This is a genomic window from Massiliimalia massiliensis, assembly GCF_900155615.1.
Classification (GTDB): domain Bacteria; phylum Bacillota; class Clostridia; order Oscillospirales; family Ruminococcaceae; genus Massiliimalia; species Massiliimalia massiliensis.
On the sequence record NZ_FUHT01000002.1, the window covers coordinates 337,502 to 358,123 of the forward strand.

At 46.6% G+C, this 20,622-nt stretch carries 22 protein-coding genes; 21 read left to right on the forward strand and 1 reads right to left on the reverse strand.

The annotated features are described in order from the left end of the window. Positions 1-8 precede the first annotated feature (8 nt). The 6 genes from CZ360_RS01545 to CZ360_RS01570 all read left to right on the forward strand — a co-directional run bounded on the left by CZ360_RS01545 (position 9) and on the right by CZ360_RS01570 (position 6,393). Positions 9-3,560 carry a lipase family protein gene (locus CZ360_RS01545; protein WP_077532437.1) on the forward strand — a complete coding sequence of 1,184 codons (3,552 nt, stop codon included), beginning with the start codon at positions 9-11 and terminating at the stop codon, positions 3,558-3,560. 36 nt (positions 3,561-3,596) lie between these two features. After that, positions 3,597-4,184 carry a hypothetical protein gene (locus CZ360_RS01550; protein ID WP_143530114.1) on the forward strand — a complete coding sequence of 196 codons (588 nt, stop codon included), beginning with the start codon at positions 3,597-3,599 and terminating at the stop codon, positions 4,182-4,184. Positions 4,185-4,217: 33 nt separating this feature from the next. Next, positions 4,218-5,096: a zinc ribbon domain-containing protein gene (locus tag CZ360_RS01555; protein ID WP_077532439.1), complete on the forward strand. Its 879-nt coding sequence runs from the start codon at positions 4,218-4,220 to the stop codon at positions 5,094-5,096. Between the two features lie 69 nt (positions 5,097-5,165). Next, the gene (locus CZ360_RS01560; protein ID WP_077532440.1) at positions 5,166-5,483 is read left to right on the forward strand and encodes a hypothetical protein; all 318 of its coding nucleotides are present in this window, start codon (positions 5,166-5,168) and stop codon (positions 5,481-5,483) included. A gap of 19 nt (positions 5,484-5,502) precedes the next feature. After that, positions 5,503-5,988, forward strand: a complete 486-nt coding sequence (locus CZ360_RS01565) for a hypothetical protein (protein WP_077532441.1) — start codon at positions 5,503-5,505, stop codon at positions 5,986-5,988. A gap of 21 nt (positions 5,989-6,009) precedes the next feature. Next, complete coding sequence (locus CZ360_RS01570; protein WP_077532442.1) at positions 6,010-6,393, forward strand: zinc ribbon domain-containing protein; 384 nt, start codon at positions 6,010-6,012, stop codon at positions 6,391-6,393. A gap of 186 nt (positions 6,394-6,579) precedes the next feature. Here CZ360_RS01570 and CZ360_RS01575 read toward each other — a convergent pair whose 3' ends face one another. After that, the gene (locus tag CZ360_RS01575; protein ID WP_077532443.1) at positions 6,580-8,673 is read right to left on the reverse strand and encodes a DUF11 domain-containing protein; all 2,094 of its coding nucleotides are present in this window, start codon (positions 8,671-8,673) and stop codon (positions 6,580-6,582) included. Between the two features lie 463 nt (positions 8,674-9,136). Between CZ360_RS01575 and CZ360_RS01580 the strand changes: the two genes are divergently transcribed. From CZ360_RS01580 to CZ360_RS01650, 15 genes are all read left to right on the forward strand, one after another. After that, positions 9,137-9,502, forward strand: coding sequence for a hypothetical protein (locus CZ360_RS01580; protein ID WP_077532444.1), 366 nt, complete (start codon positions 9,137-9,139; stop codon positions 9,500-9,502). Positions 9,503-9,508: 6 nt separating this feature from the next. Beyond that, positions 9,509-11,005: a ThiF family adenylyltransferase gene (locus CZ360_RS01585; protein ID WP_077532445.1), complete on the forward strand. Its 1,497-nt coding sequence runs from the start codon at positions 9,509-9,511 to the stop codon at positions 11,003-11,005. Next, on the forward strand, positions 10,993-12,435 hold the full coding sequence (locus tag CZ360_RS01590; protein ID WP_077532446.1) for an AAA family ATPase: 1,443 nt from the start codon (positions 10,993-10,995) through the stop codon (positions 12,433-12,435). Before CZ360_RS01585 ends, CZ360_RS01590 begins: the two co-directional genes overlap by 13 nt. A gap of 240 nt (positions 12,436-12,675) precedes the next feature. Next, on the forward strand, positions 12,676-13,239 hold the full coding sequence (locus CZ360_RS01595; protein WP_077532447.1) for an MT-A70 family methyltransferase: 564 nt from the start codon (positions 12,676-12,678) through the stop codon (positions 13,237-13,239). Between the two features lie 6 nt (positions 13,240-13,245). After that, positions 13,246-13,440: a hypothetical protein gene (locus CZ360_RS01600; protein ID WP_077532448.1), complete on the forward strand. Its 195-nt coding sequence runs from the start codon at positions 13,246-13,248 to the stop codon at positions 13,438-13,440. Positions 13,441-13,456: 16 nt separating this feature from the next. Continuing rightward, a complete protein-coding gene (locus CZ360_RS01605) occupies positions 13,457-15,613 on the forward strand; it encodes a type IV secretion system DNA-binding domain-containing protein (RefSeq protein WP_077532449.1) in 2,157 nt (718 codons plus the stop codon). Beyond that, entirely contained in the window at positions 15,610-16,575 is a 966-nt protein-coding gene (locus CZ360_RS01610; protein ID WP_077532450.1) for a replication-relaxation family protein, read from the forward strand. Before CZ360_RS01605 ends, CZ360_RS01610 begins: the two co-directional genes overlap by 4 nt. A gap of 111 nt (positions 16,576-16,686) precedes the next feature. Next, on the forward strand, positions 16,687-16,953 hold the full coding sequence (locus CZ360_RS01615; RefSeq protein WP_077532451.1) for a hypothetical protein: 267 nt from the start codon (positions 16,687-16,689) through the stop codon (positions 16,951-16,953). Then, the gene (locus CZ360_RS01620) at positions 16,950-17,138 is read left to right on the forward strand and encodes a hypothetical protein (protein WP_077532452.1); all 189 of its coding nucleotides are present in this window, start codon (positions 16,950-16,952) and stop codon (positions 17,136-17,138) included. The genes CZ360_RS01615 and CZ360_RS01620 overlap by 4 nt, the downstream gene beginning before the upstream one ends. Positions 17,139-17,436: 298 nt before the next feature. After that, a complete protein-coding gene (locus CZ360_RS01625) occupies positions 17,437-17,667 on the forward strand; it encodes a hypothetical protein (RefSeq protein ID WP_077532453.1) in 231 nt (76 codons plus the stop codon). Between the two features lie 388 nt (positions 17,668-18,055). Next, positions 18,056-18,265, forward strand: coding sequence for a DUF5049 domain-containing protein (locus CZ360_RS01630; RefSeq protein WP_456085445.1), 210 nt, complete (start codon positions 18,056-18,058; stop codon positions 18,263-18,265). Between the two features lie 29 nt (positions 18,266-18,294). Then, the gene (locus tag CZ360_RS01635) at positions 18,295-18,945 is read left to right on the forward strand and encodes a DUF5688 family protein (RefSeq protein WP_077532454.1); all 651 of its coding nucleotides are present in this window, start codon (positions 18,295-18,297) and stop codon (positions 18,943-18,945) included. Positions 18,946-18,985: 40 nt separating this feature from the next. After that, entirely contained in the window at positions 18,986-19,234 is a 249-nt protein-coding gene (locus CZ360_RS01640) for a DUF7678 domain-containing protein (protein ID WP_077532455.1), read from the forward strand. A gap of 14 nt (positions 19,235-19,248) precedes the next feature. Then, a complete protein-coding gene (locus CZ360_RS01645; RefSeq protein ID WP_077532456.1) occupies positions 19,249-20,301 on the forward strand; it encodes a hypothetical protein in 1,053 nt (350 codons plus the stop codon). Then, a complete protein-coding gene (locus tag CZ360_RS01650) occupies positions 20,285-20,509 on the forward strand; it encodes a DUF4314 domain-containing protein (RefSeq protein WP_077532457.1) in 225 nt (74 codons plus the stop codon). The genes CZ360_RS01645 and CZ360_RS01650 overlap by 17 nt, the downstream gene beginning before the upstream one ends. Positions 20,510-20,622: the final 113 nt, after the last annotated feature.

The window sequence follows — 20,622 nt, forward strand, 5'->3', positions numbered from 1 at the left end:
GGGATTCTATGAAGAAAAAAATATCCATGATTCTGGCGGTGCTTATGCTGATGCTCTGTCTGCCGGTTTCTGCCGTGGCGGCGTCTGAGTCCGAGGAAGTTACCATACAAACAGAAATCTTCAGCGGTTTTGATATTACGATACCAGGATCCATTGCGGAGAAATACCGCTGGTCAGAGGGCGGCTTAGAGGGAGCCAATTGGATACACTTCTACGATCGCTCCAAATTTGATGCATCAGGCGGAAAGAGCAGTTATGAGTTAGCGGATGAGGAGAAGGGATACCTGTTCAGCATCCGTCAGTACTACTACGACAGCGATTATCGTTACGGAATGGGCGATCCCCTGTTTTATGAGCTGTTCCAGCCGACCAGAAATGACATTGTGGCCTTTTATAGCTGGGGCGACTTGTCGAAGCTCATGATCCTTTCTGTGGAGTATGCAGATTCTGCTCCGGTGTCTGTGCAAAAAGAGGCACTGAAAATTGCCGGATATATGACGCCGGATTCCGATGTATACCTGGAGGATGTGGACGCGAATCCCTGGAACCTCAAATTCGCGAATTTCCTCCTGAACGGGCGCTTTCGGAACATGGGACAGGAATATTTTGACGACACAGAAATGCAGGCCTGTCTTTTCAACGTCGCGGGGGACGATTACCCGGAGTTAATTATCACCAACGGGGCGGCAGACGGGCAATCCTCCCGGGCATATATCTATACGTTCAGCGAAAACTGGCAGGTTGAATATCTGCGTACCGCAACAACAGAAGATCTTAACGCCATGCCGCTGCAGCCTTTTACAGCGATTCGCGGGGGATGGGGAGATTTCCTGAAAGCCTGCGGTTATCAGATTGAATATCTATCTGCGCAAATAAGCTCAGCGGACTGGCTCGGCACTTACCGATACGACGATGGAGATCAGGGAGAGCTGTATATCGTCAAGGAGTCAGACGCCAGCGAGGTGCGCGGCGTCTATGTGTTCCGCAAAGCGGACGGCGAATATGACAGCCGGGCTTTCGTATGGGACAAGGATGACAGCAGTACGGCTTCGGAGCCGTTCCAGAACGGTAACGACTCTATCCATTATCATTGGGAAAACGACAGAATTGTTGTGGATTACCCGGATGGCTGGTGGCCGGACAGGACATATGAATGGGTGTCGGACGTGGATGGTGCTGGCGAATATATCCCGGGGGTTCCGGTCAGTTATGGCGGAGCAACTGTAGATTTTAAAGAATGGATGTTTGAGAAATCAGCCGATGAATACGATAACGAGTTGGCAACGCTCGGCGCGATGCTCTGTATGGCAGCCGGAAGAGGTGAGCAGGAAATCTGCCGGCTCTTCTATCAGATGGGCATAGAGGATGATAATATCTGGACTTCCAACTATGATAACAGCGTTGAAATCATGGGTCAGGAAATTGGCGATGGCAATGCGTACAGCATAGCGCATAGGCCAATCCGGCTTAACGGTGAAGAGACAAATCTCATCTTCATTGTTGTCCGGGGCTCCGTTACTGTAAATGAGTTTATAGGGGATCACTATGCGGAAGCGAACAGAGATGTTCTGGGTTATACGGCCTACGACTATATTGAAGACTTTGAGAAAAAGGTTTGGGAGGACGTGAAAAAGTACGCCAATGCCCATGAGGATCTGTATGATAAGCCACGTGCCTTTTTCATTACCGGGCACAGCCTTGGCGGCGCTGCGGCAAATCTGATTGCCGCACTGGCAAACAATCCAGAGACGGGGGACAGTTGGATTTTCATGGACACCGATACTTCCCGTATCTTTTCCTACACCTATGGTGCGATCGACTCCATTTGGGACGACGGTAAAGAGGACTTTCCTGTGACGACCGGCTATGATAATATCCATAACATTTACAATTACTTTGACACCTTCGGTCCGAACGGAAGGGAAACTTTGACCGCTGCGGGAAATTCCATGATAGGAAAGTTTGGACATATCGATAAATTTGCCTATCGGTTCTCCTGGGAGAACGACTTGAGAACATCAGAAAACCATATTATCGATAACTATCTGAGGGCAATTGTGGAGGGCGCCGTATCGTGTTCAAAGCCATGTTCATGCTGGGAAGTGGACTGCCCCGTTGATGTTGAGGTTATAAAAAACGGTGAAGTTGTTGGTCGGATCACGGACAATCAGGTAGATGAGTCTCTCATCTCTGCCAATCCAGAAGTGGCGCTGATGGTGGTGGAGGATTCCAAGCGCGTCGCTGTGTTTGACAGCCCGGAGGCGTATTCCCTGCGCATTACGGCGACAGACGACGGTGAAATGTCGGTATCCACGGTATCCTTTGACGATAGCGGCGAAAGCTATGGTGCCGCGGAATACCCCAATGTGGAGATTGAAACCGGTCAGGTGTTCTCCATGGAGCTGCCTGCCGCCGATTCAGCCGGAAGCGACCCGCAGACGCCGGAGCTGCTGGTCATGGATGGAGACAGAATCAGCGGAAAGGTCAACCCGGACGGAAGTATCTCTCCGGTCAATGGGACAGGAAATTGGTTGCAGCTTGCTTTGCTGGCTGCGGTCGCGATTCTTGGTGTTCTAATCACATTCCTGGGAGGAAGAAAAATGAAGGAAACAAAAAAACTAAAATTTCCGATCGCATCTATTTTTGCGGTGATCCTGGCCTTTGGTCTCCTGACCAATTTATATCGGCTGCGGGTCAGAAGCGGTTGGATGGACAGTCAAATCGGCTACCGCATGGTGGTGGAGTTTGGCAGCACCTACTCTGTTCTCCATATCCTCTACCAAGTCCTGCTGATCGGCAGCATGATCCTGCTGGCGGTTCTGCTGTTCATGCGGAAGCGGAACAGCCTTCTGGCAGGCGCGCTGGCAATCCAAGCACTTTTGCCCGCTTTTACGCTTACGAGTTTTCTTCTGAACTGCGGCTCCCGGGGCTTTTTTGATGTGTATGAGTATGAGCTTCATTTTGGCCCGATGATGTGGGCAATTGGCATCTGCGGCTGTTATGTGCTGGAAATTCTATGCTATCTGCTCCTTACCCTCATGACGATCACGCCGTGCGCCGGGGACGGTGAGCACAAGCGTGGGCTGCACAGGCTGTGGTTCCTGCCTGGCATACTCGGCATCTTTATCGCCTTTGCGCATCTTGTGGGAAACATCTATTTTATGCGCAGCGACTTATACTGTTTGTCTGTCCTGTTCCTGATTCCTATGGCGTTCCTTCTGGGCTGGTGGCTGACGCATCCGTATAAAAAGGAAAGACCTGTCTATCAAATGCCCGTTACGCAGCCTTATGGACAGCCGGTCTATCAGAGCGTTGGTACTTTTGATGCTGCTCAGAAAGTAAACTGCTCTGGCTGCGGCCGGGAACTGCTGCCGGACGAGATGTTTTGCGCAGGCTGCGGTACCAGACGCCCGGAACCGTCTCGGGCCGAACCGGATACTGCAAATCAAAAGGTTTTCTGCTCCGGCTGCGGCAGGGAGCTTCCGCCGGATGAGGATTTCTGCTGCGTTTGCGGTACGCGCAGGCCAAACCTGTTGCAGGATGAAACCATTGATTTATAAAGAGGAAATGAATTATTAAATGCGAGGTATTTTACGATGAAAATGAAAAGGTTTATATCATTGCTTGTCATACTGTTCATTGCGGCCGCAATGCTGACTGCCTGCGGAAGATTTTCAGAGAAAAGAACGCTGTCGGTCAGCTTTCCCAAAACCGCACGCGTAACTGATCAAGGGACAGAAACCATTACAACCTATTCACATGACAGAGTCATCGTCCATGATGACGGCTATATTGAGGTTCGCGGAACAATGCAAAGCGGGGATGAAGAACATAGTGTGCAATGGCTCTATACACCGGACGGGAAACCGGTAGGCAGCCGCGAGGAACAGTCATCCGGTCAGAAGGATTCTGTATTCTTATTTGACAATTATTTTGACTTTGTACCGAGAGAAGACGGCGTCGTAAAGGTGGAAGGAAATACGGTGTATTACGAAGACCATTATGAGGTCTATGACGTAGAAAACGATATCATCCGTGAAATTACCGTTTTTAGCGATGGTCAGCCCGGGAACCATTTCAAAATGAATGAATTTGGTCAGCTAATGAAAATGGAACTCTGCGATTCAAATGGTGTTTATTATGAATTGGAATATACGTACCAGGAGATTCCTGTGGAATCATGATACGCAGATACTAAAAACAAGGAGGATTTACTTATGAATGACAAAAAATACAGTCCCGGTACTTCCGAAACGGAAGAGTTGATAGACGGCAGCTTTCGCTCTGCGGTGAATTATATAGTCTCACTTGTGAAAAGCTGGAAACTGAATCCGCTTCAGCGCACTTTGGCAATCATTTCTGCCGTCAGCTCGCTTTTTTTGCTGATCAATCTCAATGGCCAGATATATATCTGGATGTGTGTGCTTGCCGGTCTTTTGCAACTTTGGATGTGTGTGAAGAAGGTGAAGGTAGAATCCTTCTCCATGGCCTTTACATATTCCTTGTTTAGCGTTGCCACCCTGATTAATGCAATTCAGCAGATTATCAGTTACGGCGAATATTATTTCTCCGGCTGGCGTGGGGCGGAACGAGTAATCGTTCAGCTTGTATTGTATGCATTGGTTACTATGGCATGGATTTTGGCATTGAAAAAAGACGAAAATAAAAATACCCTTCGGCTTGTTTTCTTCGTCATCTCTTGTGTGCTTGGCGCATACGAGGTCATATATGTCCTGCTCGCTCTGCGGACAAGCTTTAAGCTTGCCCTGTACGGTTTGGCATGGATTGGTTTTATTGCCGTTTTTGCCATACAGGTTTTCATGCTTTATCGAAAAAATGCCCCGCAAAATCATACCTTCGTGCAGAGCGTCAACAGAAGTGCAAATACCCTCAATCCACAAATGATGTATTATTCGCCCGAACAGCCTCAAACAACCGTACTGCCGCAGGAGCAGCCTTCCGCTATACCGGAGGAGGCACAGACTCCGTCTTTTGCGAGGGAAACAATTTACTGCACACAGTGCGGCGCTGCTATGGACAGCCATTCCATGTTCTGCACGAAATGCGGCGCAAGACTAAAAAACGATCCGGTATGATAACCGGGCGCATCGCTTTTTTATAGTGACAAACAAAAAGACTTTTACAAAAAATCAGGAGGGAAAATTATGAGAACAAATGTAAAATTACGTCTATTATCCGTACTACTGGCGGTTGTCCTATGTGCCACTATATTGACCGCCTGCGGAGGCTCAAAGCTCGATGGCACATATCGCTCTCAGGGTCTTATTTCCCAATCGTTTACCTTTGACGGAGACCAGGTGACCATGTCTGCTTTCGGCGTCAATGCCAGCGGCACATATCGGATCGAGGGTGATCAAATCATCATCACGTATTCCCTGTTTGGTCAGGAATACACTTGGGAGCAATCCTTTTCGCAGTCGGGAAATGTGATCAACATCGGCGGCACAGAATTTGAAAAATAAAATTTAGGAGGAATTGATTATGTGGTTTGCAATTTTACTTTCCGTTGGAGCGGTTGCCATTGGCCTGTTCTTTGGACTTCGCCAAGGAAAGGTCAACAACCAGCTTTTGGATGAAGGAAGAATCGTAAAACGTAAGTATGTCATCACGGAGCAGGCGGAGGAGTTCACCCTGCGGGGTGCAGATTTTGCCCGTGTTCTGCAGGGTATCCAGGATGCTGATTTAAGAGGAAGCGGCGTATCCGTTCAAAGGAATGATACAAATCAGGCATTCTTCTTTACCGGAAGCAACTGGAAGGCTGAAATGTATCGGAAGAACGATGTGGGCGACCAGAACGTGTGGTATTTCCATTTCACCAATTGGAAAACCTACCGGGGTATGGTGCAGGAGCACATCCCTATGAACATTTTGATTACCGCAATCGAGAAAATGTTCCTTTCCATTGACCCAGGTGCCCAGGTCCAGAACATCCCCATCAAAGTAAAAACCAACCCCAGCTTTTTCTAATGGAACCAGGAGGAAAGAACCATGAATAAAAATCTGTTGCTTATTATATGCGCCGTTGGTGTTGTAGCGCTTATATATCTGATCCGGTATATCATCGCAAAGGTGGTCTACAAGGGAACAGATGCCATTGAAAACAAGCTGCGGCAGATTGAGCCGGGTACCCGCGCTACGGGCAACCAAAGCCTGGCGGAGCGGCTGGGCGTTCCCGGGCAGAATCCCCCGGCTGTCCAGTCCAACCAGACTCCGCCCCCGCAGCCTGTTTCGCCTCAGCCCGGTAACCCTGCCGATATCCAGGTAGTTTCCGCTCAGGGACAGACGGCTTCTTTCTGCACCAAATGTGGCGCTGCGGTAAAACCCGGCAGCGCTTTCTGCACAAAATGCGGAGCAGAACTGAAAAAGAACTGAATACGAAACCCGAACAGAAAAGGCCGCAGCAATGTGGCTTTTTCTGTTGCAATCTTGGCCTAATTCGGTTCGCCGACATAGTAATAAAAACAAAAATTCTCTGCAACGGAAAAATCCTCAACACCTGCAATGGTGCTGAGGATTTTTCTTGTTCATAGCCCAAAAGAGGGTTAAGAAACTCGTCCTTTAAAGCGCCTCATATGTATCCATAATGACATCTGCCGATTGCTCCTTTGCGCCATAGCCGCCGCACGCTTGAATGATATTCCGGTATATTACATTTTTACTGCTTGGTATTTCAGATGCAGTAGCATCGAAATAAATCCACGCATTAGCACCCGGCGCATAGTCTCCAATATTAACACCCATATCTGTGATAATATTGTCGCTGAGCGTTACTCCTTGGGGGTGTTTTGCGTTATATATCTGGGTACTTCCGTTTATATAGGATAAGCCGGTTGGTAAAATGTTGCGGAGGGTCAGATTTCTAAACATCTCCGAGCTCATATTCCTGATGCCAATGCGGAAACGAACACATTCGCCCGGCACTGCGTATACTTTATCCGCCCATTTCGGTTCGCTCTCATCTTTCTTCCGTACTTCCATTGTTAAATTCGTCCAAACTTTCATCACTAAATCCTGATGCTCCTCTCTATCTACTTCAACTTGGGCTTTGATCGCCGCACGTACAATGTTATGCATAGAATAATTATCAATGATGGCCTCATTCTGTTTTGATTTTGCGCTCAGTAACCAACTACGGCGCATTAAGCGCATTAGCGCAATGCGACAGCGATCCTCGTCAATTTCGGCATCTCGGCTAAACCATTTGGCGCAGGTAGCGATATCCGTAGGAACATCCGCTAATAGCGTGAAGCCCTCTAAGATACTGCGCTCTGCGGCATCTTTAATCTCGTTATAGTCATAGAGTTTATTTAGCTCATCTTGCAATGTTTGCTCATCAATATACTCTGCGTTGTTCTCAGACAGGCCTTGTCGAATATTAAAGTTTCTATCAATGAGCTCTTTTTCTAATTGCGTAATCGTCCAACCGTAGTCTCGCGCCAATGCGCCCAAGCGGTTAATAACCAGCGTATTGCGTCCGGCGCGTCCATCAATTATTTGAACGAGTCGCTCTTTGTCCTCTGCGGTTAAGGCTTCGGCAACACAACATTCAGTATCAACTGCTGTCATGACATCGTCATCAATATTGGCATTGTATTCCCGCAAGAAAATATCAATGCATGATTCTATGGGAAGAGGCTTTACGCTTATAAGCAAAAAATCCATGCGCATAATTCGCGAGGCAAATAAGATGGAAATATTCGATCCAACTATTTCTTCAAATGAAGCGTCTTCCTCATAGATTTCACTTTTATCCGGTTTCTGATTTCGGACATCGTCGATAAACAGCAGAACCTTAGATGTGTTTGCCAAATGTTTCAGATATTCAATGGGATTGGCGCTGGTTTCTTTCCCAGGGTAGTCAATTGCGCTATCGAGGTCTGATTTGAATTTTCCCGAGTAGTAAAGGTACGCTATGTGGGCGTAAAAGTGCTCTCCGGGGTTTTCGAGAAACCAACTATAAACTTTGCGAAGGATTTCAGATTTTCCGATACCGCCCATACCACGTAGCTGTATGTGTTTCCGCTCCTTTTTTAGCTTGTCGCAGATAGATTGCACAATTTCGTCCCGCCCAATTATCTTACTCAAAAAGGTCTTGTCGGGCGTCATAGAAATTGATGTTATGCCTTGTTTATGAGCTTCTTTCTGTAACTGGAATAAATCCGGTACGTCACTATTTTTATGCAGGTTATGTAATTCGTTCTTAAGCTGCGTAGTAATATATTCTTTTGAAACCCTCGTAAAAGATAATGCCTCTCGCAGGGCAACTACATAATACTGGCATGGATCTTCTGATTCTCGCACACTACTCTCCAAGGAATAGATTGTTTCTTCGCTGGCTTGAGTTCTATTTTTTAGAAACTCATGAAAAGCAGATACAGTGGTTTTAATGTTTTGTATTTTCAGTTTCTGGATACGAGCAAGGAGATCCTTGTCCGGTAATTCAAATATTTCTTTACGGCGATACGAAGAAAAGCACTCTAGTCCATTAATATATTTATTGGCAGTCATGCGATCTACGTCTGGCCATTTCACTGGCTCTGCTCTCATATTTCCGCTAAGCAATAAATTAACAACCTCTGGCTGAGAATACACCGTACGCCTAGCAATCAAACCATGATAAAAAACTGGAAAACAAAAAGGTATTTTATCCATAGAACTCCCATTCCTATTTCGTACACCTATTCGCAATCCCTGCGAGTGGGTGTATTTTTATCGCAACAATTTCGCAACTTTCTCTCAATTACGAAAACAGGTTCTTATCCCTATAATGAAATCAACAAGAAATGCAAAAGCCACTAGGTAGTAGCTAATCAACTAATTCTATTTTACCAAATATCGTGGCATTCTTCAACATCCCGCAAGACGGGAGAAAGAAACTAATGAATCTTGCTAAGATCCGTCCGATAAGGACTTATCTTAAATACTATTTTGAAGGAGGTGAATTAACATGAGGAAGCTGAGTTTTCTTCCCGTGGGCATCTTTAATGGTGGCCGCGAGGGTCAGGAACTTCCGAGCGGTGTATTCTGCTGATCTCGGATGAACCAAGTGCAGGCGGAGCCTCAGCCAATGAGGCTCCTGCCTATCTTCATTCTAATGAGACGGAGGTGATGTGAAATGGAGCGAGACTATATCCGCCTAGACTACTGGACGTCAGACCGCTCCCTGGTTGTTGACTTTGTATTTTGGGATCGTGGAGCTCGCGGATGGCGAATTTATATTATTTCACAAATCGATTACCAAGGCCGGAATTGTTCGTCCCATGCGGCGCATTGGCTCCACGATAACGGTGACAGCTATCCTTACATCTGCTGGGCGGGCAACATTGAAACGCTGGAACAAGCCAAAAGCGTCGCATCACTCTGGGCGGAATGTACTGCTAGATATATTCGTAGTCGCCAGAGTTTTGATGATATTGCCGACCAGTTGAAAGACCAATTTGGCTGGGAAGATGACTATTATTACACAGATTTACGGAGGTAAAGAAAAATGACAACGAAAAAAGAATCTAAACCCTACTTTATTACCGAAGAAGTGTTCTCTCAAGTTCGCAAGACCATCGGATCTCGGATTCCAGAAACGGGAGGCATCCTCGGCAGCTCCGACGGAAAACACATCGACTACTTTTATTTTGACAAAACGGCAAATGTGACCGGAGCAACTTATGAACCTGACTGCAATGAACTTAATCCCGTTATCCGGAAATGGCATGAGGAGGGTATCGAGTTTGTGGGATTCATCCATTCCCATCCTCGCGGAGCCATTAAGCCATCCAATCCGGACAATCTCTATACTAAAAAGATCATGAAGGCTCTGGATATGGAGTATTTCGTATCGCTAATCGTGCAAGTGCACAGGTCTCTTAAAGGCGAAAAGGCAAAACTCTTTGCCTATGGTTACTATCTTGCAGACCCTTGCCGTTATTTTGAGTTCGGACGTGTAGACGAAGCAAATTCCGGTTTTGAATTTCCAGCTATCGATCTTGATGCAGACCGGAATTGTTCTTATCAGGAGACGCTGGCGAAGAAGTACCCGTTCTCTAAGGATGAACTCAACGAACGAAACAAGGAACTCTTCCCAGCAAATGTGCTTGCACGCAAGACGCTTGTCGTCTTCGGCACAGGCGGCTCTATCGGATTTGTTCTGGATATGGCACGTTCCGGCGTTACGAACTTTATTCTCGTAGATGGGGATAAGTTCGAGCCTCATAACATGAGTAATCAGCGAGTGACCTACAGCGACATTGGCAAAAGCAAGGTCGAAGTGCTTAGGGAGCAGATTTTGAACATCAACATGGATGCAGAAGTTACAGCTATTTGTGATTTTCTCGATGATACTGTAACCGATGAGGATTTTGAAGAACTGATTGGCGATCAACTTCATAAAAACTCAAAAGATATCCTCGTCTGCGCATGCACGGATCGCTTTGAAGCTCAGGCGAGATTGGCTGCACTGGCCATGAAATATGGAACACCTTTTATGGCTCCGCAAATCTATGCCGGAGGTGTTGGCGCAGAAGTTGTATTCAGCTATCCCGGAGTAACGCCAAGCTGTCCTCGCTGTGTGCTGAAATCTCGCTACGATGCTTACAAAAATGGCTACAAAAATACTGTTACCTCAAAATGCACTCCTATTTCCGCCATTACGCATGCCAATGCGCTGGAGGGTCAGATCGCACTAATGCTTCTGCTTTACCATGAGGGAGATAACAGATACGCGACGATGCTGGACAAAGTTGCTGACCGAAATCTAGCGCTGATCAAGATGTCGCCGGACGCTGAGGAGGTTCTCGGTATCGACCTGTTCCGTGATGCGGTAGATGACGCCTACTCCTTCTTTGGCGAGGTGGTATGGATTCCGCAAGACCCTGTCAGTAAAGAGAATGGTTTCAGCGAGAATTGTCCGCTCTGTCACGGCAGTGGCAATCTGACTACTCTTATGGGAGAAATCCCGGATACGCGGAGGTGTATGGAATGGAAAGAATAAACTTATCTGTACTTAGTGGAGTATCCCATGAAGGGATGCTCCAGCTCAAAAGCTATGTAGATATGACCGGCTTAGACCCTCAGCATCAGTCTTACGATTATGAGTGTCTGTTTCCTGAAACCTGCAATCCACGGGAGGTCTGCCTGAGCTTCGTCAAGACGGCTGATGGATACACCTTTCGGGTAAATCCTCACTTTAGGTATGATGGCAGCAATGCTATCATGGTGCTTCTCGCCGACCAAGGTACAGTCTCTTTTTCTTCCTGGCAGGAAGCCGAACAAGCCCTCCGCACTCTCACTGAGAATGTAGCAGGGACTACAACCAGCAATGCCACTCCCGATACTCTGACCAACTGGGATGAGATATCTGTGCCGGAGCAATCCGAGTCACAAACACCGAGTTTTGAGCACCTAAAAGAACGTCTGCAAAAGATGGTTATAGGCCAGGACGATTCCACCGAAGCCATCGCCTATGTAGTCGCACAGCACCTTGCCAAGAAGAATCCTACAAAGCCTGTTTCCATTCTGGCATCCGGGTCACCTGGTGTCGGTAAATCCGAAACTGCAAAGGCACTAGCAAAAATTCTTTCCCAGGACTGTGGGCAGGAATATGCCGTATCATGGACAGACCTCAATAACTTTACAGAAGCTTTCTCAGTTTATCGCCTGATCGGCGCTCCTGCCGGATATATCGGCTATGAGGATGAAGCTGTCTTTGAAGTGGTCGAAAGAAATCCCTACACGATATTTATCTTTGATGAGCTGGATAAGGCGCATCCAGAGGTTTTGAAAACCTTTATGGCCATTTTGGACGAAGGCCGTTGCGCATCCCGAAAAGCACTCAGCGATGGTTCAAGGGAGTTCGACTTTAAACATTGCATTTTCTTCTTTACTTCCAATTATGATCTCAGCTCCAGTCAGCCCGCTAAACGTAGGATAGGCTTTACTGTATCGGATGACGTTGGGGATATTCATCTGGAGGAAAATGAAGTAAGTGTTAGCTACCGGGATGAACAGGCATCTTCTATATCAGACGAATCCTTGCCTATGCGTATCTATCGGGAGAATGAGGCGGCACGAAAAGCATTTGTTGGCGTAGGGGTACTTAGAGAGATTGCCTCCAGATTTCAGTGCTTTGTTAATTTTAAGCCCCTTTCCGCCAAGGCAAAAACGCGTATTCTGGCAAAACAGATCATTGAGATGGGCTTCGAGTATTCTCACGCCATCTCCTACGTTTCGCCTGGTATCATGCAAGGCCTTATTGATGCAGCTATGTTCGGCGACAGCCTGACGGTGCGCTCATTCAAGTCAGTGATTGAAGGCTACTTAGCTCCTGTATTTGCAAGCACGAAAATCATAGAAAACCGAACATATCGACTGGAAGGTACGCTGGACGAGCCACGGATGATTGCCGAAAATCGCGCGAGATAATACCGTAGAACAACATATTTCAAACACCTGTGCAAATATTACAACATCGTTTTTTGTATGCCGCAAAATGAACTTTTACCTCTGTTAGCGGGTGTCGCATCGCTATAAAAGTGAAAGCAAAATTGACTTTTTGTCAACCTACTTTTGTGGTTTACTCACTGCAAAGGCCGACAAAGCCTGGCACATTAACAAATCGATTGGGCGGTCGCTGTGACCGCCCGGAAAGGAGAACAAACTATCATGCCCGCAAAGAAATATTCCACCATCCTTGCTGATCCGCCTTGGAGTATTAATCAAAAAGGGAAGCGAGGAGCTGTCATGCATTATCAACTCATGTCTTTAGAAGATATTAAAAATATGCCCGTCGCCGATCTAGCGGAAGAAAATGCACATCTATGGCTGTGGATTCCAAATGGGTTGCTCCAAGAGGGATTAGACGTCATGAAAGCCTGGGGATTTAAATATCGCGACCCCTTTTACTGGATTAAACCCCGTCTCGGGTTAGGAAACTACCTGAGAAATGCAAGCGAAACGGTTCTGTTTGGAACACGTGGAAAAGCTCCTGTGAAGTTTAAAGCTCAGCCAAACTGGCTCTTTGCGCCACTTCAGGATCATTCCCATAAGCCGGAGGAAATGTACCCCATTATTGAGCGCGTATCTCCCGGCCCGTATTTGGAACTGTTTGCCAGAAGACCACAGCCAAACTGGGATGCATGGGGCAACGAAATTGCATCCGATGTTATGATTCCCGGCTACCCCGTACCGGAATACAGCGATAAAGCAAAAGAACGTGAGGAGGTCTGATCATGTATGAATTCACCAGAAAGCCTTATTGCCAGAATTCTCAAATGGGCTTTTGCCCTCTTCATTGCTGCGATTGTGCTCCGCTGGACTGTATGTATCATCATGGAAATCTGGTGGGTACTCGTACTCCTCGCCGCCATTGGCATTGGAATTTATGTTGCTTTTCGTGTCTGGAAGAACCGTCATGGAGGACAATGGTAAGAAAGGAGGGCGAGCTATGACCAGGCATCAAATAGAAACCATATGCTGGAAGGAGTTCGTCTGGCGGCGCTCATTCAAACTGGAACAGGTCCATGAGATGCTGGCACACCTGGCTACCGTATCCTCCCGTGGAGCTGTCATTTGGGAAATCCGTGCGAGGGATGGCTTTATCAGGCACTTGCTGGGCGCAGACCCAGCAAGTATCCACAAAATCACCGAAGCACTCCAAGTACATGGAGAGATTGAATTCTATCCGGTTGACGAACATAACCGTAAGGCAGTTGATACGGTAAGGCAAATAAAAGTATCTCATCCGAGCTTATCGCTTCGTACAGATATCGCCGAATCTACAATTCGAGCAGGGCTGGCGGCTATGGCTGCCACAGCCCGTGGCGAGGAAGCGGTTTTACAGACCATTCTCGGTGCAGCCTATCCGCCCAGCACAATTCCGAAGAATCTTCCCGATCCAAATGCCGGATGGCTACAGGCAGTGCTTGGAAATGTATCTCAGGCCTCCACCGAAACTCGAAAATCCATCAAAGAGAAAGCAGAGCAACATACCTTTCAAGCTATTGTTCGCATCGGCGTTTCTGGTGCAAGTGCAAAATATCGTATTAACTGCGTCCTGAGCGCATTACGCACTCTGGAAGCGGCTGGCGTCAGAATCTATGATGAATTTGATAAACCCGCGAAGCTGAATACTGCCCATGTGCCATGGCATTTTCCGCTGAGGTTATCCGTTAAAGAACTTGCGGGATTTCTAATGCTACCATCTGGCGATGAGGAACTACCAGGAATGTCTGGCGTCCATCCTCGAGCAATGTACCCACCGACGTGGTATAGGGAACCGACAAACAGGTTTAATAGCCGTTCTTTTGGAGTAACTCTAAATCCAGCAAACGGTCAGAAACTTAGTATTTCTCCTGACGATAGCCTCATGCACACATGGCTTGTAGGCCCAAGTGGTGTAGGCAAGACAACAGTGATTTTGAATCTGGTATTATCTGACATTTACGCTGGGCGCAGTGTATTAGTGATTGACCCAAAGGCAGACTTGGTTACAAGTATCCTTGAACGCATTCCAGCCTCCCGTGCAGATGATGTCGTTGTGATTGACCCTTCCGACGATAACCCTGTAGGTTTCAATCCCTTGGCTTTGCCGGGCAACCCCACACTTATGGCAGATGCTATCTTAGCGGTCTTTAAAGAGATCTTCTCAGATAACTGGGGTGTTCGAAGTCAGGATGTGCTGAGCGCGGCGTTATTGACTTTGGTGGAGACAGACGGAGCATCACTGTTGTGGCTGCCGCCACTTCTGACAGACGAGAACTTCCGCCATAAGATCACAAAAGATGTCAAGGACAAAATAACACTCAAACCATTCTGGGAAACCTTTGATAACCTCCGCCCCGCCGAGCGCGAACAATGGGTTGCACCTGTGCTCAATAAAATGCGCCAGTTCCTGTTTCGACCGGGACTGCGGGGCGTCTTGGGGCAGAGCCATCCCAAGTTCCAGCTAACGGATTTGTTCTCTCAACGTAAGATTGTCCTCGTCCCCTTGAATCGCGGCACAGTAGGCGCAGAAAGCGCCAGACTGCTGGGTAGCCTAGTGGTAGGCCTTACCTGGACGTTAGCCCTTTCTCGGGCGAACGTCGCGCCGGAACGCCGCCATTTGGTCTCCTTGTATATCGACGAGCTGCAAGATTACCTGACCTTGCCTACGGATTTATCCGATGCTTTGGCACAGGCCAGAGGTTTAGGAGTTGGCATTACCATGGCGCACCAGTATCGCGCACAACTCCCCTATGAGATTCGTGCCGGTATTGATGCCAATGCAAGGAACAAAATCATATTTGGACTGAATGCCAGCGATGCCAGAGAAATTGCAACAATGGCTCCCGGCTTGGAAGCATTGGATTTTATGCTCTTGCCAAGATATCAAATCTATACAAATTTTATGTCGGGTGGTAGACAGACTGGCTGGATACAGGGAAAGACAATCCCCGCTCCACCGGCACTCCATACTGCGGCAGAAATTAAGGCACGAAGTCAGACTCGCTATGGCCGCTCCAGCGGTGAGGTTGAGGCAGAATATCTCAAACTATTTGAGGAAGCCCCGAGCCTGATCGGTCCAGATCTTGATGATTCTGTCATCGGTCGGAGGAAAATATGAAGACGAACCGCCCGACCTTTCGCAGCGATGAATATGCCGATGATTCTCCCGACATATCGGCACAAAAACCGTTTAAGGGAAGCGACCCCTACCGCCATGTAGCGGTAGCCTATTCCCCCGGCGAGGAGGTGATCCCCATAGGAGTCAGAGTCGGAAGAAACCAACTGGAAAAATACAACGAGGAGCTATCAACACGCGACCGAGAGATTCTTGCATCTCTAAAAAAGTGCAAGTTTCTGCTTACCGGGCAGATCCAGCGTCTACATATAATCAATGCATCTACGCAGAAGGCTGCTAGGCGAGCCGCCGCCAGAGAGCTTCGTAAGCTGAAAGATTATGGTCTTGTAAACACGCTCGAGCGAAGGATTGGTGGCACTCGTGCCGGATCAGGTTCTCTGATCTGGCATCTCACAGAAGCTGGAGAGCGTTTCCTGGCAATAGGAAGTTCTGAGCAATATTCGCGAAGACGCTATTTAGAACCCTCACGCATGTTTCTACGGCACTCTCTGGCTGTATCAGAATGTTATGTTCAGCTTGTAGAGATTTGTCGCAGGACTCCGGGGCTGACATTACTTACCGCTGACTGGGAACCGGATTGCTGGCGACCATATACCCAGCACGGCAAAATCGTCTCATTAAAGCCAGATCTGTTCGTAGCCACGAAAAGCGATGGCTACGAGGACAGGTGGTTTATTGAGATTGATTTAAGCACGGAATCGCCATCTACTGTTATCGGCAAATGTGATCGCTATCGCGACTACTATCGTTCTGGATTAGAGCAGAAGCAATTCGGTGTGTTTCCGGTAGTTGTATGGTTAGTGCTGGATGCAGGACGCAAGGAACGACTCCGTTCCGCCATCCAAGAGGCGTATCCGAAGGGTGGCAAATTGTTCATTGTCATTACGGCAGATGAATTTGAACGCCTGATCCGGCAAGGCTTTGACGCAAAAGATCTATGCTAGTGGTTATCCTCTGGCAGAGACGTCAAAAGCCTGCGGCATGCAAGTCGAGGCATCTCGCTGAGACGAAAAAGGCAAATGACTGTTTTTACTAATTTTAACGAAAGGAATTACATGATACAAAGACCAAGCCAGGAAGAGATTGAAAAAGGCTTAGCAGAATTTAAGGGCGACTACAAAAGAATTCTCCGAAACATCACGAATTGTTTGGAGTTCGATTATAAGGCAATCTGTTCACTTAGAACGCTCTTAGCTGATTCCAAGGAAGATATTGCTGAAATCAAAAGAACCATTCGCCCATACGTCGTAGATCTCATCTATGTCTTGATTCTCGATGAGAAAGACTTGTATGACGATGAGTCCCGGGAGGATGGAGAATGACGCGAAAAACTCTCACCGAAGAAGAAATTAAGAGCAAATACAACGCTATTTCAGAATGCCTTGCTATCTGCTACATCCAATCCAAGAGAATACTGGAAGATGCAGAAGTGCTCAATATGGATACGAAGCCCATCAAAGAAGACTTAGTCTGTTTCATTCAAGAATTTACGCAGCTTTGTATGTAGCAAGCACCTTTTAAAACAAACACAGCAAAAACAAAACATTAGAGCCTTTTGTAGTCTATGCAAAAGATACTCTCGGCTTGCATACCCCAGGCCTTTGGCAAAAATGCAATTACGCTTGATCAAGAACGGATTAGCCGGCGTTTCCGGCTAAGTACCTTATACACCCCCAAAAACAGACTAGCTCATAGTAGAACATTCTTAAAGTCGCCGGAGGCCTGAAGCGTGCAAGTCGGGCAAACATAATCAGCAAACGAAAACCTATCTATTTTAGACTATTAACTTTAACGAAAGGATCAGTATGGATTACCACACACTCGTCAGTCTATATGACGCGCATAGCGATGCCGTCAGCGAGCTGGAGCACGCTTGCGAACGATTTAACCAAGCAGTTATTGACATGCATAGCTACAACATCTCGCTAATCGGCACAGCGGGGCAGCTCCGGGAATTTATAGATAAACTGGAATGTTGCTATAAAAGCATTATTGAATTTCAAGATAGTAAAGAGAAAGAGTTGAAAGTAAAATAAGGTTTTCGCGAATTGAGACGTTTGTCTCCGGCTTGCATACTTCAGGTCTTCGAAAATAACAACATATCAGTAAAGGAAGCTTATGAACCACGCATTACATTTTAACTTTGAGGAAAACGGTATGTCGTAGCAATTACGGCATTAAGAGAAGATAGCTCAGGTCGTTTGGTTATCTATTCTTGCCGCTTTCCAAAGAATAAACGACAGCACATTAAAGGTATATAGCCACACCGAAAGGAGGTTAAGATTCGTGGATATATCATTCTCTAAAATCCGGAATTACTTCGGACGCACCTTAACATCGTAGTCTCAGACAGTTCTGAGAAAACACCGTAACCTGCAGGAGTAACTGCACAAATCCAAATCTTTGAGATAGGAGGACATTACAATGATGACGCAAACCATTAAGGAACAAATTCTGGCTGTCCGGGATACCGGAGAAACCAATATGTTTGACGTAAACGCAGTTCAGTATATCGCAAACCGCGAAGGATACTATGAACTGGTTGTTTACCTGATAGATAACCGTAAAGAGTACAGTAACTTCATCATGACAGGCACCGCACCGGGGCTTGAAAATGATGACGGCGAAATGTAGCCGAAAAGCGTAGAAAGGGGGATATTTCTATGACGTTAGACTTTAACGATGATAGAACCTACACCAAAGATGTAGTTCTCAAAAATGTCAGATACGCATTGTTTGATCCTAAATCACTGCAAGATGATGCGTTCTTCGCTAAATTCTTAGATATGGCAGTCGTATTCGTCTTAATGGATCATTCCGATCCAAACAGGCCGAGATACAAGATTGTTGACGCAGTAGATATGGTTTCGTTGGACATTAGGCTCAATGAAATCATGGACGCCGCCAATGCGAACTGCAAAAAAGTCGGATATCGCATTATGCCTATGGAGGATGCCATATCCGAGATTATCGGAATAGAGATTCCTAGCGATGCTCCCTATCCGATGTATGTCGGAACAAATCCGGAACGCATACTCGGAGCTTCCATTCTGATGTATGAAACATATCTTGAGGATCTTGCGGCGCAGATAGAGGATGACCTCTGCATCGCACCGTCAAGCATTCATGAGGTTCTCATCTTTCCACTTTCTCTCGTACAACCCTCAAAAATCATTGAAATTGTACGGGATGTGAATCGGACTGTTGTATTGCCGCAAGAGAAGCTCAGCGATAGCGCATATATTTATCGCAGAAGCGCTCACGCTATCTCGCAGGTCACGCTTAAGAATCCTGAAGATTCTACTTGCGAATAAAGCGACGATGAGTGATGAATGTGTAAAGGAGAAACGAATCATGTGGCAAGAAGGAACAATCGGTATTCCAGTAAAGAAAACGGTTGAGAAAGAATACATAGCGGTTCATTACACCATAAAGGTATTCGATGAACCAAGTGAATTCGGTATCAATCAAGGAAGAATCTCAAAGTTGGAACTAAAACAAGATGGCGAAATTGTCGCTAATTATGACCGTGGCTGGGATATTTACCCGACCACACAGGAAGCTGAACTGACTCTTCGCATCTTGTTAAACCGACACAATTAAAGGAGGTCTCTATTATGACGACTATAAAATACGCCGCATATGGCGAACAGAGAAAGAAACTCGTAAATACCTTATCTGAGATTCTCGGATATGAATCCAAATATCTCAAAGCTCCAAGCTATGGATATGAGGTCGGCTCATGCATCGTCAATCGTGCCGGGGATATTGAATTCCCGGACGATATGACTGAAGAAGAAATTGAAGCCATCGTCAAAAAACTAACCTGGCATGGTTTTGAGAGAGTTCTAGATAAGCCTGCGGAAGAAATCGACAGCACTCCTGTGTCAGAAGAACCTGTCCAAGAAGAGTCTATTCTTGAAGTAGATGATTCTACGGAGACAGACATCGACGATTCTGAAGATGTCTTGGCTGATACCGTTACTAGCGAAACCGAAATCGACACAACCGAGGATTCCGTTATTTTCAATGAAACGTCTGAAGAACTCGCAGAGGAACCGGAAGCGTCAACTTTACCAGAAGGAAGTTTTGAATCAGCGAGACCTACGGAAGAAGCTGTGGATGAGCAGACTGAGGAATCTCCTGTTACGGATACAGCCGAACCAAAGAAAATCGTAATTGAGCTTCCGAACTCTTACCTCAATGAAGCCGAACTTGGCAGAGTCAGAGCGATTGTTGCCAGTAAAGCATCCGTTCTTAAAAAAGCTCTTGAAGCCGATGATCTATCTATCGAGCGCAAAGAGGATAAAATTTGTTTTCCGTGGTTCACTGATCATGGGATTGATGGAGAAGCAAAAGCCTATATGCAGCTCATATCTGGCATTGCAAAACGAGCAAAAATGCTCACCCGGGTTACAGCTACAGAAAGCCCGTCAGATAATGATAAATTCACGATGAGGCTCTTTCTTGTATCCTTGAACTTCAAGGGCGCAGAATATGCATTTGCTCGTAAATTCCTGCTCCGCAACCTAACTGGAAACAGTAGTTGGCGAACCGAAGGCGCGAAAGCTCGACACGATGCACGTAAGATCCAACAGGAAATCGAGGCTCCAGAAGTAACTATCGAGAAGTCATCTGAAGGAGGTAAAAACTATGCAGAACTTTCCTAGTAAAAATACGATTGAAAAACTGCGAGAAATGTATCCTATCGGAACACGAGTGGAACTCGTTTCTATGAATGATCCTTTTACTAAGCTGATGCCCGGCGAGCAAGGAACTGTTCAATTTGTTGACGATATCGGAACGGTTTTCGTCAACTGGGACTGTGGTTCCGGCCTTGGTGTTGCTTACGGCGAAGATGTAATTCGTAAAATCTAGGAACATATATACTTACCTAAGCCAGCCCGATTATGGGCTGGCTGCTCCAAAAATAATTATAAAATATCGCTTTATTTTACTTGATGTGATGCCCCTTCAGAGGTATCATGGGA

Bases quoted from the DNA above. Each gene is read 5' to 3' on its own strand.
- CZ360_RS01545 (WP_077532437.1), top strand. From the start codon at position 9: ATGAAGAAAAAAATATCCATGATTCTGGCGGTGCTTATGCTGATGCTC.
- CZ360_RS01550 (WP_143530114.1), top strand. From the start codon at position 3,597: ATGAAAATGAAAAGGTTTATATCATTGCTTGTCATACTGTTCATTGCG.
- CZ360_RS01555 (WP_077532439.1), top strand. From the start codon at position 4,218: ATGAATGACAAAAAATACAGTCCCGGTACTTCCGAAACGGAAGAGTTG.
- CZ360_RS01560 (WP_077532440.1), top strand. From the start codon at position 5,166: ATGAGAACAAATGTAAAATTACGTCTATTATCCGTACTACTGGCGGTT.
- CZ360_RS01565 (WP_077532441.1), top strand. From the start codon at position 5,503: ATGTGGTTTGCAATTTTACTTTCCGTTGGAGCGGTTGCCATTGGCCTG.
- CZ360_RS01570 (WP_077532442.1), top strand. From the start codon at position 6,010: ATGAATAAAAATCTGTTGCTTATTATATGCGCCGTTGGTGTTGTAGCG.
- CZ360_RS01575 (WP_077532443.1), bottom strand. From the start codon at position 8,673: ATGGATAAAATACCTTTTTGTTTTCCAGTTTTTTATCATGGTTTGATT.
- CZ360_RS01580 (WP_077532444.1), top strand. From the start codon at position 9,137: ATGGAGCGAGACTATATCCGCCTAGACTACTGGACGTCAGACCGCTCC.
- CZ360_RS01585 (WP_077532445.1), top strand. From the start codon at position 9,509: ATGACAACGAAAAAAGAATCTAAACCCTACTTTATTACCGAAGAAGTG.
- CZ360_RS01590 (WP_077532446.1), top strand. From the start codon at position 10,993: ATGGAAAGAATAAACTTATCTGTACTTAGTGGAGTATCCCATGAAGGG.
- CZ360_RS01595 (WP_077532447.1), top strand. From the start codon at position 12,676: ATGCCCGCAAAGAAATATTCCACCATCCTTGCTGATCCGCCTTGGAGT.
- CZ360_RS01600 (WP_077532448.1), top strand. From the start codon at position 13,246: ATGAATTCACCAGAAAGCCTTATTGCCAGAATTCTCAAATGGGCTTTT.
- CZ360_RS01605 (WP_077532449.1), top strand. From the start codon at position 13,457: ATGACCAGGCATCAAATAGAAACCATATGCTGGAAGGAGTTCGTCTGG.
- CZ360_RS01610 (WP_077532450.1), top strand. From the start codon at position 15,610: ATGAAGACGAACCGCCCGACCTTTCGCAGCGATGAATATGCCGATGAT.
- CZ360_RS01615 (WP_077532451.1), top strand. From the start codon at position 16,687: ATGATACAAAGACCAAGCCAGGAAGAGATTGAAAAAGGCTTAGCAGAA.
- CZ360_RS01620 (WP_077532452.1), top strand. From the start codon at position 16,950: ATGACGCGAAAAACTCTCACCGAAGAAGAAATTAAGAGCAAATACAAC.
- CZ360_RS01625 (WP_077532453.1), top strand. From the start codon at position 17,437: ATGGATTACCACACACTCGTCAGTCTATATGACGCGCATAGCGATGCC.
- CZ360_RS01630 (WP_456085445.1), top strand. From the start codon at position 18,056: ATGATGACGCAAACCATTAAGGAACAAATTCTGGCTGTCCGGGATACC.
- CZ360_RS01635 (WP_077532454.1), top strand. From the start codon at position 18,295: ATGACGTTAGACTTTAACGATGATAGAACCTACACCAAAGATGTAGTT.
- CZ360_RS01640 (WP_077532455.1), top strand. From the start codon at position 18,986: ATGTGGCAAGAAGGAACAATCGGTATTCCAGTAAAGAAAACGGTTGAG.
- CZ360_RS01645 (WP_077532456.1), top strand. From the start codon at position 19,249: ATGACGACTATAAAATACGCCGCATATGGCGAACAGAGAAAGAAACTC.
- CZ360_RS01650 (WP_077532457.1), top strand. From the start codon at position 20,285: ATGCAGAACTTTCCTAGTAAAAATACGATTGAAAAACTGCGAGAAATG.